This is a genomic window from Quadrisphaera granulorum (assembly GCF_003149145.1).
In the GTDB taxonomy this organism is placed as follows: domain Bacteria; phylum Actinomycetota; class Actinomycetes; order Actinomycetales; family Quadrisphaeraceae; genus Quadrisphaera; species Quadrisphaera granulorum.
Window position 1 is genome coordinate 16,329 of sequence record NZ_QGDQ01000002.1, and the last position, 14,701, is coordinate 31,029.

Sequence of the window (14,701 nt, forward strand, 5' to 3'; positions counted from 1 at the left end):
GTGCTGGGAGAGCGCTGGGCGAGCACGGGAAGGCTGGTCAGCGACCCACGGGAGCCTGACCTGTCACGACCGTCCACGGACGGGAGAGCACCTCGAGCGACTCCTCACCGAGCAGATCGCCCACGAGGGCCGCCTGCACGCACCCTGCGACGGCGTTCCAGGCGCCCGTGGCGCCGTCGTCGGGAGTGAACCCCCCGTCGAGGAAGGCCTGGACAGCCAGCATCTGCGCGGCGGCGGCAGCCTCGATGCGGCCGGAGGTGTGCGCGGCCCAGCACGCGTCGTGCATGGCGAGGGTCCAGCTGCGCTGCTCTGCGCCGGCACCGGCTGCGCCGCGACCGTGGGCACGTCCGGCCTCGACGGCGCGACGCCACCGCTGCCGGCCCGCCGCGTCGAGTTCGCGCAGCGACACGAGCAGCTCAGATAGGGCGGGTCCCCACGGGACGGCGGGGTCGGGGGCGACGTCGAACGTGCCGGGCACCGCCCCGGCGACGGCGCGCTCGTAGGGCTCCGACAGACGACGACGCAGCAAGCGCGGCAGCTGGCGGGCGGCGTACGCGGCCACGGCGGCGTCCGCGAGGACGTCGGCGGCCAACGCCCGGTCGAGAGCGGCGCCGTCGGGCCCGTCGGGGTGGTCGGTCGGCCAGGACGGGTCGGCCGGGTCGAGCGCCTGCTCGCGGATCAGACGCTCCAGGGAGGCGGCACTGCCGACCATGGAGCTGCGCAGGTGCTCGGCGAGGGCCGCCAGGCGCACCTGCTCCCCCGTGGGGCCCTCGGCGGGGGCCGTGGCGACCGGGTTCATCTCCGAGAGCTTGGGAGCCTGCTCGGCCAGCTCACGAGCGCTCGCGGCGTCGTCGGCGGCGGACAGCGGGTCGCTGGAAGGGTCGGAGGTGCGCAGCGGGTGGTGTGCGGCCAGGAGTCCCCACTCCGAGGGGCCACTACGGAGGGCGGCGACGACGACGCCCGCCGCCTGGCGCCCTCCCGGAAGCCGCACGAGGTCGTAACCGAGAGTGGCGGCGCTGGTGAGGGTGTACGGCATGGACGGAGTCTGCCCGTCACTCTCAGCCACGACCACCGCTCGGAGCGTGGTCTCACCCAGACGCGCTAACGCAGCGTGACGACTCTCGCCCCCCACCCCCGGGCGTGATCATGGGCGTCCGCCACCCCAGGGCGTGATCATGGGCGTCCGCCACCCATCGCCGTGATCGAGCCTGTTGCGAAATGCGATCTGAGGCGACCTGCGCTGAGAATCACCGCAGGTCAGAGCTTTGCCCTCATGCGCCGAAGGGCCCGGAATGGCCATTTCGCAACAGGATCGATCACGGGCGGTTGGCCACCTCGGCGACAGCGAGTTCACGCCATGTCGGCCAGCCACCGACCGCTTCGCCGAGCCCACCACCGACTCAAGCCGGCCCACGATGTCAGTATCCGGCCGCAGGTGTCGGAATCGAGACGCCATTCCGACACCTGCGGCCACATTGCTGCACCTACGGAACCGTCAACCCCGGCCAATGGGGCTCACCGGGAGTCCATGGGGCCGAGCGGGCGCCTCCATGACGCTGAGGACCCCGCCCAGATGCAGTTCGCGCCCCTTCGCCGCAGTTGACGCCCCATCACGCCGACTGATGGGGCGTCAACTGCGGCGAAGGGGCGCTTTCTGCTGGGCTCTCATCAGGGCGCGGCATCCCGATGCGACGTGCGGAACCTCTGCACCGACCCCAGAGAGGCCCCGGCGGGAAGTGCGCGGGAAGCCCATGATCACGGGCTGAAAGTGCTTCGGACGCCCATGATCACGGCGGGGGACGACGGAAGGCCCCCGCCCTGGGGAGGGCGGGGGCCTTTCGTCGTCGTCAGAACTGTCAGCCGGCGACGGCGCGCTGCACGTCGAGCGCCAGCAGCAGCCGGCCCTCGGTCTTGTACGCGCCGCGCAGGAGCTCGCGCACGTCACCGTCGAGGGTGTCGGGCACGGGCTCGAAGCTGCGGTCGTCGAGTTCGACGACGTCGGCGATCGAGTCGACGAGCAGGCTGATCGACTCGCCGTGCAGCCGCACGACGATGTTCACGGCGTCCTGGCCCTCGGGCCGGGGCGCCAGGGACAGGCGCGCCCGCAGGTCGATGGCCGTGACCACCTCACCACGCAGGTTGATCAGCCCGGCGATCGCGGCGCCGTGCAGCGGCACGCGAGTGACCTTCTGGGCCCGCAGCACCTCCTGCACGTGCTCGACCTCGAGTCCATACAGGCCTCCCGCCAGCTCGAAGGTGAGCAGGCGGGCGGCGGCCGCACCGGTGGCGGCGTTCGGCTTCGTCTTCGTCAAGCCAGACATGTCAGACCTCCACCACGTCGGCGCCGAGGGCGCCATCCAGCTGGGCGCCGAGGGCGCTGTGCGAGAAGAACCCGGGGTCGGCGGTGAGGATCGCGGCCCTCACGTCGAGCATCTCGGTCACGTGACCGGCGATGACCGCCGAGCCGAGCAGGCCGTGGTCGTCGATGTCCGACAGCACCGAGGCGCTGGCGCCGTCGACGACGTCGAGGATCGCTTCGACCACGATGGCGACACTGCGGCCGCCCTGGTGCGCGTCGGCGTAGACGACGACCTCGAGGTCTTCGCGGTCCGCCTCCGCATAGGCGCCGAGGAACCTGTCCAGACGGACGATCGGCAGGATCTCGCCGCGGTACTGGACCACCTCGCGGGAGCCCACCACCTCCAGGGTCTTCGCCGGGATGCGCTCCAGGCGGGTGACCATGTCGAGCGGGATCGCCACCTGGCGCGCGCCGCCGATGCCGGCCACGAGCAGCCGGTCACCGCCGCCGGCAACCTGGTCGGCGTGCTCGTAGCGCTCGGCCTCGAGGCGCTCCGCCGAGATGCCGCGCATGGCGCGACGCGCCAGCGACTGCACGTCGAGGATCAGCGCGACGGCGCCGTCGCCGAGGATGGTGGCCCCGGAGAACAGGCCCACCGCCTTCAGCTGGTTGCCGAGCGCCTTGACGACGATCTCCTCGGTGTTGAGCACCTTGTCGACCACGAGACCGAAGCGACGACCCTCGGAGGCGAGGACGGCGATGGTGATGCGGCCACCGTCGCGCGTGCCGGAGGTGACGCCCAGCACGTCGGCGAGGTTCACCAGCGGCAGCAGCTCACCGCGCAGGCGGTAGACGGGAGCCCCGCCGACCTCCTCGATGAGGCGGGGGTCGGCCTCGACGTCGAGGGTCACGAGCTCCTGCAGGTTGACCTGCGGGATCGCGTACTGCTCCGGCCCGGAGACCACGGTGAGCGCGGGCATGATCGCCAGCGTCAGCGGGATCCGGAGCCGGCAGGTGGTGCCGCGGCCCTTGGTCGACTCCACCTCGATGGTGCCGCCGATCGCCTCGACGTTGGTCTTCACCACGTCCATGCCCACACCACGGCCGGAGACGTTGGTGACGGCAGCGGCGGTGGAGAATCCGGGGGCGAAGATCAGCTGGAGGACGTCGTTCGGCGCCATACGGTCGAGGCGCTCCTGGGTGACGACGCCCTTGCGCACGGCCGAGGGGCCGATGATGTCGGGGTCGATGCCCTTGCCGTCGTCGGAGACCTCCACGACGACCTGGCCGCTCTCGTGACGGGCGGCCAGACGCAGCACACCCTCGCGGGGCTTGCCGGCGGCCTCACGGTCCGCGGGCGCTTCGATGCCGTGGTCGACGGCGTTGCGCACGAGGTGCGTCAGCGGGTCCTTCACGGCCTCGAGCAGCGTCCTGTCGAGCTCGGTCTCGCGGCCGATCATGTCCAGGCGGACCTGGCGGCCACACGTGGCTCCCAGGTCACGGACGACGCGCGGCAGCTTGGCCCACAGGGCGTCGATGGGCTGCATGCGCGTCTTCATGACGCCCTCCTGCAGCTCACCGGCGATGAGGTTCAGGCGCTGCGCGGCGCGGGTGAGCTCCAGGTCATCGGTAAGGATGGCGACCTGGCGCAGGATTTGGTTGCGGGCCAGCACCAGCTCGCCGGTGAGGCGCATGAGGTCGTCGAGGACGTCGACGTCCACGCGGATGGAGGAGTCCGCAGCGCTGCGGCGGTGCTCACCCTCCGCGGCCGGCGGGTGAGCGGCCGGAGCCGGGGCAGGAGCGGGAGCGGGAGCGGGAGCCGGGGCCGGGGCCGGGGCGGCAGCCACCGGGGCAGGGGCCGGGGCAGGAGCGGGTGCCGGAGTGGACTCGACAGCCGGCTCGACAGCAGCTGCGGGCTCCGGCTCGGCGGCGGGCACCTCGGCGGGCACGTCGACCTCAGCAGTCGCTTCCACGACCGGCTCAGCGGCAGCCTCGACGGCGGGCGCAGCAGCCGGCGCGTCAGCGGCGTCAGCCACGGGCGCAGCCTCGGCAGCAGGCGCCTCGACCTCGGCAGCGGGTGCAGCAGCCGGCGCAGCGGCGGGCGCTGCCGGCCCACGGCCCTCGAGCACGGCCTTGATCTGCTCGACCGTGGCGGTGACGTCGACGTCACCCTCGGAGCCCTGCTCCTCCAGGTTGCCCAGGAGCAGGCGGATGGTGTCGACCATCGCCAGCAGCGCGTCGGCGGTGGGCGGGTTCATGACCATCACGCCGTCGCGCAGCTTGGCGAGGAGGTTCTCGCCCACGTGCGCGACGCTCTCGAGCTTACTCAGGGCGAGGAAGCCACTGGTGCCCTTGATCGTGTGGATGGTGCGGAACACGCTCGCCAGCAGCTCTCGCGAGCCAGGCTCCTGCTCCAGGGCCACCAGGTCCCTGTCGAGCTGGTCGAGGTTCTCGTAGCTCTCGACGAGGAACTCGCCGATGATCTCATCCATGCCGTCCATGCGGCTTCCTCCTGCTCTCTGTCTCGTGCGCTTGTGCGTGGGGGGGGTCAGAGCTGGAACGAGCCGACGGCTGCCCGCAGCTCGTGAGCGGTGCGCGCCAGGTCGCTGGCCGTCGTCGTCGTCTCCGACGACGCGGCGGTGGTCTGCGCGGCAGCCGTGGCCACCCCGCTGATGTTGGCGCTGATCTCCTGTGTGCCAGCGGAGACCTCGGTGACGGAGCGGACCATCTCCGCCGTCGTCGCCGACTGCTCCTCCACCGCCGAGGCCACCGTCGCCTGGAGGGCGTCGATGCGGGCGATCACCTCGCTGATCTGCTGAATCGCCGCGGTGGCGTCAGCGGCGTCCGCCTGGGTGGCGGAGACCTTCCCGACGATCTCGTCGGTAGCTTGGGCGGTCTGGCGGGCCAGCTCCTTGACCTCGCCCGCCACGACGGCGAAGCCCTTGCCGAGCTCACCGGCCCGGGCGGCCTCGATCGTCGCGTTGAGCGCGAGCAGGTTGGTCTGTTCGGCAATGGAGGTGATCAGCTTGACCACCTCGCCGATCTCTCGTGAGGACGTGCCGAGCCGCACGAGGATCGCGTTGGCCTCTTCGGCCGTGCTCACCGCGTCGGCGGCGGTCTGAGCGGCTGTCGCGGTGGAGGAGGCGATCTCGCCGATGGCGGACGTCATCTGCTCACCGGCAGCGGCGATGGTCGACATCGAGGAGGAGATCTCCTCCGACGCGGCGGCCACGAGGTTCGCCTGCACCGAGGACTCCTCCGCGCCCGCGGACAGCTGGGACGAGACCGTGGTGAGGTTCGCGGAGGCCTCGGAGACGTGGTCGGCGCGCAGGCCGATGTCCCGCACGACGCCGGAGAGCTTGTCCAACGAGCTGTCGGTGGCGGCGGCCAGCTGGCCGACCTCGTCCGTGCTCGTGATGCCGGTGCGCTGGTCCAGGCGACCGTCGGCCATCGCCAGGACGACCGTCAGCACGCGGCTCAACGGGCGGGTGATGCCGCGGCTGATGGCCACCCCGAGCAGGATCACGAGCAGCAGGCCGGTGACGGCGATCACGCCGAAGGCGACGAGGCTCTGCCGGTACTCCGTCTTGCCGGCGACGACGAGGCGGTCAGCTGCTGTGGCCTCTGCCTTGAGCACGCTGGCGAGGGCCGTGAAAGCGGCGTCCGCCGCCGGCGTGACCTTGCTGTCACGCAGGGCCCTGTACCCGGCGGTGTCGCCGGCCACGGCCAGCTTCACGGACTGATCCCGCACCGTGCCCCAGGCGCCGACGGCGTCCCAGAGGGCCGTGCGGTCAGCCTCGGTGGCCTGCGGGGCACTGTCCTGGTAGGTCTTCCACGCCTCGCTGAGGACCTCGACGTCCTTCGCGAGAAGGTCCGCCGCCGCCTGCTTCTTGTCAGAATCGGCGAGGGCGACGAGCAGCACGTCAGTGCGCACGGTCAGCATGCCGGCGCGCACACTCGCGATATCCGACACGGAGTCGAGCTGGGAGTTGACTGCCTCAGTGCGCTCCTGAGCGTCCATGAGCTGCACCACGGCCGCCACGACGATGACGCCGACGAGCAGCACGCTCGACACCAGCATGATTGCGAGCTTGACCGCGATCTTCAGGTTGGCAAAGCGCTGAGACATCGTGCTACACCTCCACTTCGGTCCTCGACTCCGGAGGACTGCAAGCTCTTCATCGGCTGCCAGTGGGTCGGACCTGAGGAGGTCGGCGCACGGAGTAGTGCCCGGTCACCGAACGTGCGGTCTCCCGGATGGCCGACGCCTCGATCGGCCCCACCACTCCTCAACGGGGATCATGCTCGTACCGATGACTTCGGCTATGCGCTCCCCGCTACGCCAGCGAGCCCCGTGGCCGCTGCGTCGCGCCGGCACCCAGACCCCCCTGGTGGTCAAGGTGGCCGGCCCGGTGGTGGCGCTGTGCCTCGGAGCAGCTCTCGTGCTCGACGTCGGTCTGGCGAACCTCACCTGCACGACATCCGACTGCCAGCGGGTGAGCGACCGCCTCTCCTGGGGTGCCGCTGCGGGGACGGCGTTCGCCGTCGTCGTCCTCTGGGTGGTCTTCGTGGCGGTGGTCGGTCGTCCGACGCGGCGCCTCGCGGAGGTCGCTCGGCGCGTTGCCGACGGTGACCTGTCGGCGCGGGTCGGCGTCACGACCGACCCGACGCGACCGCCGCGGGACGAGCTCGTGCTCGTGGGCGACCAGTTCGACAGGATGCTCGACGCGCTCGTGGCGGAACAGGAGCGCCTGCGCCGGCTCACCGAGGAGCTGGAGCACCGAGCCACGCACGACCCCGCCTCCGGGCTGGGCAACCGTGCCCTGCTGAGCCATCAGCTGGACGCGGCGCTGACCACCCCCCGCAGCGCCCCGCTGGCCGTGGTGAAGCTGGAGCTGGACGGCGTCGACGTCATCGACGCGACGATCGGCCACGGCGTCGGCGAGCTCGTCATCAGCACCACCGCACTGCGCCTGTCGGCTGCGGTGCGCAGCGGTCAGTCCGTCTACCGCGCGGGCGGGTCGACGTTCGCCGTCGTCATCGACCATGCCACCGACGAGGCGACCGCCGCGGCGATCGCGCGGCGGCTGTTGGAGGTGGTGGAGCAGCCGGTAGACGTGGACGGGGCGACCGTCGTGCTCACCGCCTGCACGGGCACGGTGCTGCACCGCCCCGGCGACGTCAGGACGGCGGAGGACGTGCTGCGCGACGCCGCCCTGGCGCTGCACTCGGCCCAGACGACGACGTCAGCGGGCACCTCCGAGGTCCGCTCGGCGATGTACACGCCGTGCCTGCGCGAGGTCGCCGTGGAGCGCTCTCGCACGGCTGACGAGCTGCGCGCCGCGCTGGCCGGGACACCCGGCGCCGGTGAGCTGCTGGTGCACTACCAGCCGTACGTGCTGCTCAGCGACCCCTCGACGGTGGCCGGCTTCGAGGCACTCGTGCGCTGGCAGCACCCCGAGCGCGGGCTCGTCTCCCCCGCCGACTTCGTGCCGGTGGCCGAGGAGGTCGGCCTCATCCGCCCGATCGGGCTGCGGGTGCTGGAGCAGGCGGCCGCGCGCTCCGCCGCCTGGCACGGCCTCGACAGATCACGGCCGTGGACGACGAGCGTCAACCTCTCGCCGCAGCAGCTGCTCGACGTCGACCTCGTGCGCCGCGTCCGCGAGGTGCTGGACCGTACGGGCCTCCCGGCGGAGCTGCTCACCCTCGAGCTCACCGAGACGGCCATGATGCTCGACCTGGACGGCGCGGCCCGGCGCCTGCAGACGCTGCGCGACCTCGGCGTGCGCATCGCGCTGGACGACTTCGGCACCGGATCGTCGTCGCTGTCGTACCTGCACCAGCTGCCCGTCGACGTCGTCAAGCTCGACCAGGCCTTCATCTCCCGGCTGGGGCAGGACGCGACAGCGCTGGCCCTCGTGCGGGCTGTACTGGACATCGCCTCCGCCCTGGGCCTGACGACCATCGCCGAGGGCGTCGAGACGCCCAGCCAGCTCCGCATGCTCACCGAGCTGGGCTGCGACAAGGCGCAGGGGTACCTGCTCTCGCGCCCGGTGCCGGCTGACGTGGCGCAGGAGCTGCTGGTCGGCACCCGCGCGCTCGGCGGGGTTGGCGCCTTCACCTCAGGGGCTGTTGGCGGCGCGGCTCCGCGTCGCTAGCGTCGCAATTCGACAACTTTTCTTGTCAAACGCAGCCGTGTCGCCGATGGTTGTCACGTGAGGATCGCTGCGAGCGCGCTGCGCCACGGGGTCACTCCCGAGGACATCGAGCACGCAGCCCGGTTCGCCATGCGCCGCATCGATCAAGACGACGACGTGACCATGCTGCTCCGCCCTGGCCAAGACGGCACCCTCCTGGAAGTCGGGATTTTGACCCTCCATGGCCATGTGACCGTCATCCACGCCATGCCCGCCCGCCGCAAGTACCTGCGGCTGCTCTGAGACGAGGTGATCACGATGACCCACATCACCACCGGACACGAGATCGTCGAAGACACCGACGAGATCCTGGCCGCCGCCCGCCGCCTTGAGTCGCAGGGTGATGACGACGCAACCATTGACCCGACCCATGTCAGCCGTCCCGACAATCCCATGACCCGTTTGGAAGACGCTGTGGCTGCGTCACACCGGGCCGACGTCGCTCTCTTCGAGGCCGTTCAGTCCGCCGCAGCGGCAGGCGCCTCATGGGCTGCCATCGGCGCGGTCCTCGGCGTCAGCCGGCAGGCCGTGCGGCAACGGTTCGGCCCACTCATCAAGACGAAGTAGTCCGTCAAGAGCGAGCAGGGCCTCCCACCAGCGCGTGAGCGCCAGCGGGAGGCCCCGCGTCCGGGCGGAGGGCGTGGGATTCGAACCCACGGACTGTTTCCAGTCAACCGCTTTCAAGGCGGTCCAGTTCGGCCGCTCCTGCAGCCCTCCTCGGCGCGCCCATCCTGCCGCACCGTCGCCGTCGCTGTGCAGTCGGCAGGATCGGCGCGGCGTCAGAAGGACGTGCTGTACTGCGGTTCGCCGTCGCAGGCCAACGCGGAGTGGAGCCGAGCGACGACGGCGGGGGCGTCGGCCTGCACGAGCCCGGCCCGCGCCAGCGGCGCCAGACGCGGGCCGCCGAGGAACGCCGCGCCCAGGGTGCCCACGCCGAGGCGCACGTCGGCCGGGGTGTCGGTGCGCGTGCACTCCGCGCCGTCCGGGCCGCCGCGCAGGCGCACGCGGGCCGAGGCATCGACGCCGGGCAGGCCGCCGTCGTCGTCGACCTCCAGCACGACGTCGACCTCGCAGGCGTAGCTGCGGGCCGCGAGCGCGGCGGGCACGTCGAGCAGGCGCACCCACATGCCGTCGCGCAACGCGGTGGTGGTGACAGCCCGTGGGTCGGTGAGCAGGTGGGGCAGCGGGTCATCGAGGGGGACGGCGCGCCGGGCGACGACGTCCTCGACGAGGTCGAGGGCCAGCAGCGAGCGCCACAGGGAGGCGTGGGCGGCGGGCGTGGTGGCGACGACCTCGACGACGCGGGCGGTGTCGCCGTCGTCGGTGACCTGATAGGTCGCGTAACCGTCGGGGTGGACGAGCGCGAACAGTTCAGTGCCGCCGGAGCGCTGGTCCGGCGGGTCCGTAAGCACCCAGTCCCACCAGGCACTGCTGCGCGAGAGGGCCCCGGGGGTAGCGGCGCACCAGCGGTCATGGACGGCGGCGAGGTGGTTCTTGGCTGCCGCGATGCTGGCGTGGCGAGCCACGGCTGCGCCGGCGAGGGCCTCGGCGGCCGGAGTGAAGCGGGCGCAGCGCCTGTCGATGCTCACCGAGCGGTTGGTGGTGGCGGCGCCGTAGCCGAAGCGGCCGTAGATGCCGGCCTCGCTGGCAGTGAGCACCGCGAGGGCGGCGCCTTCCGCGACGAGCCCGGTATGCAGATCAGCGAACATCCTTCGCAGCAGCCCGCGGCGGCGCTGGTGCAGGGCGACGGCGACCCACGTGACGCCGGGCACGGGCAGCTGGGCGCCGCCGGGGAGCGTCATGGTGAAGGGGTAGGCACCGGCGGTGCCGGCCAGGGCGTCGATGCCGTCGATGCCCTGGGCGGCGTGATCGCCGGGCTCGACGGCGACCACGAACCGCTCGGCCTCGAAGAGGGCTTCGAACCCGGCGAATTCGTCGTCGGGCCAGCTGGCGCCGAAGGCGCGGCTGTCGAGCGCACGCAGGGCGGGGAGGTCGTCGCGGGTGGCGCGACGGATGACGGGGTCGACAGGAGCGCCGGCGGTGATGGCCGCGAGGGGGGTGGCGGTGGTGCTCACGCTGCCGAGCCTGTCAGGCCGTGTCACGGGCGCGCCACCGACTTCCCGTCCGTGATCATGGACTCTGTGCACGCTCGCATGGTCATGGTCATGGTCATGGTCATGAGGCGATGACGCTGCAAACCACCGACGATCAAGCACCGGAGCGCCACCAGTCGCTGGGGCTGCCGGCCACGTGGCCGCCCAGATGTGGCCCCCCGGACCTGGTCTCAGAAGCGTGCGGATCTTGGCGATCAATCGGGGCCTTGCGCAGGCGCCGTCCGACCGAACGCCAAGATCTGCACATCAGCCATGGCAACTGAGCTCGGGCAGCCCGGCGATCTCGGGATGTGGCGCACACTCGCGTGATCGTGGCCGGGACGGCGACACAGGGCCTCATCGCCCCCGTCCCGAGATGTACGTAGCGCCCATGATCACGGAGGGCGGGATGGATCTGGGGGGTCCGCGACGTTGAGCCGGGCAGACGCATGTCGCGCTGAGGACGGAGGAGCAGTGCTGGCACCGGAAGACCTGTACGAGGTGACCGACGAACCGTCGCCGGGGTCCGTGCTCGTGCACGCCCTCACCGGCTTCGTCGACGCCGGCGCGGCCTCGCAGCTCGTCGCCACCCACCTGCTCGGCCGGTTGGAGTCGCGAGTCATCGCGCGCTTCGACGTCGACCTCATGCATGACTACCGCGGCCGTCGTCCCCCGATGACCTTCACCGGAGACCGATTCGAGGACGTCGACCTGCCCGAGCTCGTGCTCCATGAGCTCCGCGACGAGGCCGACACCCCGTTCCTGCTGCTCGCCGGCGCCGAGCCCGACCTGCACTGGCAGCGATTCGCCGCCGCCATCCACCAGCTCACCCAGCGCGCCGAGGTGCGCCTGGCGGTGTCACTGCAGGGCATCCCGTGGGCAGCGCCGCACACGCGCCCGGCCGCGCTCACCGCGCACGCCAGCGACCGCGCGCTCATCACGGGGCGTCCGCGGTGGTTCGACGCCGTCGTCGTCCCCGGTCATGCCGGCGCCTTCGTGGAGCTTGCCCTCGCCAAGGCGGGGCTGCCGTCGATGGGCTTCTCCGTGCACGTGCCGCACTACCTGGGCGCCACTGCGTTCCCGCCGTCGGCGGTGGCGCTGCTGGAGGCGCTCTCCCAGGCCACGGGCCTGCAGCTGGACGGCGCCATCGCCGAGCTCGCCAACACCGGCGTGGCGGTGCTCGCCCAGGTCGACGAGCAGGTCGCGGCCTCGGCCGAGACCCGCGAGGCTGTCTCGGCGCTGGAGCACCAGTACGACGCCGTCGCCGCCGGCCGCGGCCTGACCGGCCCGTCGCTGGTCTCCCCGCACCTCCCCGAGGACGAGGTGGCCGACGGCGACGAGCTCGCCGCGCAGCTCGAGGCCTTCCTGCGTGCCCAGGAAGGCCCGCCGCAGGGTCAGGACGGGTCGGCCGCCGGCTCCTGAGGCTTGCCGCCGCCGGAACGCGGGAGCAGCACCCGCGCGGGCACCCCGACGGCGGTAGCGCCGTCGGGCACGTCGACCAGGACGACGGCGCCCGCACCCACGCGCGCGTCGTCGCCGACCCTCACGGCCCCCAGCACCGTCGCGCCGGCCCCGAGGACCACGCGGTCTCCGACCGCCGGGTGGCGGCGGCCCTGCTGCTCGGCCTGGAGGCCGCTGACGCGGCCCCCGAGCGTGGTGCCGTGGTACATGAGCACGTCGTCGCCGACGATCGCGGTCTCCCCGATCACCACGCCCATGCCGTGGTCGATGACGATGCGCCGACCCAGCCGCGCCGCGGGGTGCACCTCGACGCCGGTCCGCCGCCGCGCCCAGTGCGAGACCAGCCGCGCGGGCAACCGCCACGCCGGGCCCCGCTGCCACAGGACGTGCGCCACCCGGTGCGCCCACAGCGCGTGGAGCCCGGGGGCGGTGAGCACCACCTCCAGGCGCGAGCGGGCCGCGGGGTCGCGCAGGAGCACTGCGTCGACGTCTTCGCGGATCCGCTCGCGCCAGGAGGGCGGAGCATGGTCGATCACGGCTGAGTCACTCCCGCGTCGTTGCTGGGGGGGCCAGCGTCATTGCTGGAGGTCACTGCATGAGGTCGCTGTAGAGGACCGTCGACAGGTACCGCTCCCCGAAGCTGGGGATGACGACGACGACGAGCTTGCCCGCCATCTCCGGGCGGCTCGCCACCTGCACGGCGGCCGAGAGCGCGGCGCCGGAGGACAGGCCCGCGAGGATGCCCTCCTCGGCGGCCGCGCGGCGGGCCCAGGCGACGGAGGTGTCGATGTCGACGTCGACCACCTCGTCGTAGACGGAGGTGTCGAGGATCTCCGGCACGAAGTTGGGGCCGATGCCCTGGATCTTGTGGGGGCCGGGCTGCCCGCCGTTGAGGATCGGGCTCTCCTTCGGCTCCACCGCGACGACGCGCAGCCCGGGCTTGCGCTCCTTCAGCACCTGCCCGACGCCGGTGATGGTGCCGCCGGTGCCGATACCGGCGACGACGACGTCGACGCGGCCGTCCGTGTCGTCCCAGATCTCCTGCGCCGTGGTGCGGCGGTGCACCTCGGGGTTGGCGGCGTTGGCGAACTGGCGCACCTGCACCGCGCCACGCTCGGTGGCGACCTCGACGGCCTTGGCGACGGCGCCCTTCATGCCCTCGCTGCCCGGCGTGAGCACCACCTCGGCGCCGTACGCCTTGAGCAGCGCGCGCCGCTCCAGGCTCATCGTCTCCGGCATGGTCAGCACCACGCGGTAGCCGCGCGCCGCACCCGCCATCGCGAGCCCGATGCCGGTGTTGCCGCTGGTCGCCTCGACGACGGTGCCGCCCGGCTTCAGCTCCCCCGACGCTTCGGCGGCGTCGAGCATGGCGACCGCGATGCGGTCCTTCACGCTGGCCGAGGGGTTGTAGAACTCGAGCTTGGCCACCACCTCGGCCACCGCGCCTTCGGCGAGGCGGCCCAGGCGCACCAGCGGGGTACGGCCGACCAGCTGCGTGACGTCGTCGTAGATGCGCACGCTGGCATCGAACACCGTGGAGCTCGCAGATCTTCCGCGGGACCCTCGTCCGGCCCTACCGGACTCGTCCGAGGTGGCCAACTTCCCATGATCACCGCGGTCGGGGTGATCATGGGCGGTTGGCCACCGTCACGCAGCGAGCTGCTGCACCGCCATCTGCACGAGGGTCACCAGCGTCTGTTTGGTGGCGGGCCGGGCCCGCGCGTCCGTGTAGAGCACCGGCACGTGCGCGGGGACGGCGAGTGCCTCCCGCACGTCGTCGAGTTCATGCCGCGCGATCCCGTCGAAGCAATTCACCGCCACGACGAAGGGGATACCGCGCTGCTCGAAGTAGTCGACGGCGGCGAAGCACTGCTCCAGGCGCTCGGTGTCGACGAGGACGACGGCGCCGATCGCGCCGCGGACCAGGTCGTCCCACATGAAGAGGAACCGGTCCTGGCCGGGCGTGCCGAACAGGTACAGCCAGAGGTTGCCCGGCAGGGCGATGCGTCCGAAGTCCATGGCCACCGTGGTGGTGGTCTTGCGGTCGCGGCCGCCGGCGTCGTCGAGGCCCACGGAGTGCTCCGTCATGGCCGCCTCGGTGCTCAGCGGCTCGATGTCGGACAGCGAGCCGATGAACGTCGTCTTGCCGACCGCGAACCCACCGGCGATGACAATCTTGACGGTGGTGGGGGCGGCCTCCAGGGCCGTCTCAGAGGGTGCTGATGCCATCGAGGACGCTCTCCAGCAGTCGGCGGTCGGAGGTGGGCACCCACTCGCGGCGGTCCGCGGTACCCGAGCGCCGGTCTGCCGGCGGGAGGACGGGGGCGTGCACGCGCACGGCGCCCTGGCGTTGCAGGTCACCGATGACGACGCGCGCGACGGGCACCGGCAGACGCACGTGCGCCGACAGCTCAGCCACCGACAGCCATCCCGACGCCGTGAGCTCGAGAATGCGGCGGCACTCGCGGGTCATGCCCGTCAGGGGCGTACTGAGGGCCTGCACGAGGGCCTCCAGCGGCAGCTCGGTGGCACTCGGAGCTCGGCGACCGCCTGCCACCGCGTAGGGGCGGACGGTGGGGAGGTCCTCGCCGTCGTCGTTGCTGTCGTCACTGCCGGCGGCGACATGGCTGCCGGGGTGGCGGGCGGACACC

At 72.1% G+C, this 14,701-nt stretch carries 13 protein-coding genes and 1 tRNA gene; 4 read left to right on the top strand and 10 right to left on the bottom strand.

Going from position 1 to position 14,701, the window contains the following annotated elements; all coding sequences use genetic code 11:
- Positions 1 to 37 precede the first annotated feature (37 nt).
- The 4 genes from BXY45_RS02480 to BXY45_RS02495 all read right to left on the bottom strand — a co-directional run bounded on the left by BXY45_RS02480 (position 38) and on the right by BXY45_RS02495 (position 6,428).
- Positions 38 to 1,036, bottom strand: a complete 999-nt coding sequence (locus BXY45_RS02480) for a hypothetical protein (protein ID WP_119700363.1) — start codon at positions 1,034 to 1,036, stop codon at positions 38 to 40.
- Positions 1,037 to 1,856: 820 nt separating this feature from the next.
- Positions 1,857 to 2,321, bottom strand: coding sequence for a chemotaxis protein CheW (locus BXY45_RS02485; protein WP_109772745.1), 465 nt, complete (start codon positions 2,319 to 2,321; stop codon positions 1,857 to 1,859).
- Between the two features lies 1 nt (position 2,322).
- Positions 2,323 to 4,800, bottom strand: a complete 2,478-nt coding sequence (locus tag BXY45_RS02490) for a chemotaxis protein CheA (protein WP_109772746.1) — start codon at positions 4,798 to 4,800, stop codon at positions 2,323 to 2,325.
- Between the two features lie 47 nt (positions 4,801 to 4,847).
- Positions 4,848 to 6,428: a methyl-accepting chemotaxis protein gene (locus BXY45_RS02495; RefSeq protein WP_109772747.1), complete on the bottom strand. Its 1,581-nt coding sequence runs from the start codon at positions 6,426 to 6,428 to the stop codon at positions 4,848 to 4,850.
- Positions 6,429 to 6,612: 184 nt separating this feature from the next.
- On the opposite strand from BXY45_RS02495, the gene BXY45_RS02500 reads away from it, so the two are divergent.
- Genes BXY45_RS02500 through BXY45_RS02510 form a run of 3 tightly spaced genes read left to right on the top strand, consistent with a single transcriptional unit; the run spans position 6,613 to position 9,063 of the window.
- The gene (locus BXY45_RS02500; RefSeq protein WP_170131279.1) at positions 6,613 to 8,457 is read left to right on the top strand and encodes a putative bifunctional diguanylate cyclase/phosphodiesterase; all 1,845 of its coding nucleotides are present in this window, start codon (positions 6,613 to 6,615) and stop codon (positions 8,455 to 8,457) included.
- Between the two features lie 57 nt (positions 8,458 to 8,514).
- On the top strand, positions 8,515 to 8,739 hold the full coding sequence (locus tag BXY45_RS02505) for a hypothetical protein (protein ID WP_109772749.1): 225 nt from the start codon (positions 8,515 to 8,517) through the stop codon (positions 8,737 to 8,739).
- Positions 8,740 to 8,754: 15 nt separating this feature from the next.
- Positions 8,755 to 9,063: a hypothetical protein gene (locus BXY45_RS02510; RefSeq protein ID WP_146211049.1), complete on the top strand. Its 309-nt coding sequence runs from the start codon at positions 8,755 to 8,757 to the stop codon at positions 9,061 to 9,063.
- 65 nt (positions 9,064 to 9,128) lie between these two features.
- On the opposite strand, the gene BXY45_RS02515 is transcribed toward BXY45_RS02510, so the two are convergent.
- Together BXY45_RS02515 and BXY45_RS02520 are read right to left on the bottom strand one after the other, a co-directional pair.
- Positions 9,129 to 9,213, bottom strand: a tRNA-Ser gene (locus BXY45_RS02515).
- 62 nt (positions 9,214 to 9,275) lie between these two features.
- Positions 9,276 to 10,571 (bottom strand): GNAT family N-acetyltransferase, encoded by a 1,296-nt coding sequence (locus BXY45_RS02520; protein ID WP_170131280.1) that lies wholly within the window; start codon positions 10,569 to 10,571, stop codon positions 9,276 to 9,278.
- A gap of 492 nt (positions 10,572 to 11,063) precedes the next feature.
- On the opposite strand from BXY45_RS02520, the gene BXY45_RS02525 reads away from it, so the two are divergent.
- Positions 11,064 to 12,011, top strand: coding sequence for a PAC2 family protein (locus BXY45_RS02525; protein WP_109772752.1), 948 nt, complete (start codon positions 11,064 to 11,066; stop codon positions 12,009 to 12,011).
- Here BXY45_RS02525 and cysE read toward each other — a convergent pair.
- The 4 genes from cysE to BXY45_RS02545 all read right to left on the bottom strand — a co-directional run bounded on the left by cysE (position 11,984) and on the right by BXY45_RS02545 (position 14,700).
- Positions 11,984 to 12,586, bottom strand: a complete 603-nt coding sequence (gene cysE, locus BXY45_RS02530) for a serine O-acetyltransferase (protein ID WP_170131281.1) — start codon at positions 12,584 to 12,586, stop codon at positions 11,984 to 11,986. The genes BXY45_RS02525 and cysE overlap by 28 nt on opposite strands.
- A 52-nt stretch (positions 12,587 to 12,638) precedes the next feature.
- Entirely contained in the window at positions 12,639 to 13,568 is a 930-nt protein-coding gene (cysK, locus tag BXY45_RS02535) for a cysteine synthase A (RefSeq protein ID WP_109772934.1), read from the bottom strand.
- A gap of 129 nt (positions 13,569 to 13,697) precedes the next feature.
- Positions 13,698 to 14,279 carry a GTP-binding protein gene (locus BXY45_RS02540; protein WP_109772753.1) on the bottom strand — a complete coding sequence of 194 codons (582 nt, stop codon included), beginning with the start codon at positions 14,277 to 14,279 and terminating at the stop codon, positions 13,698 to 13,700.
- Positions 14,260 to 14,700 (bottom strand): DUF742 domain-containing protein, encoded by a 441-nt coding sequence (locus BXY45_RS02545; RefSeq protein WP_211319168.1) that lies wholly within the window; start codon positions 14,698 to 14,700, stop codon positions 14,260 to 14,262. Before BXY45_RS02545 ends, BXY45_RS02540 begins: the two co-directional genes overlap by 20 nt.
- Position 14,701: the final 1 nt, after the last annotated feature.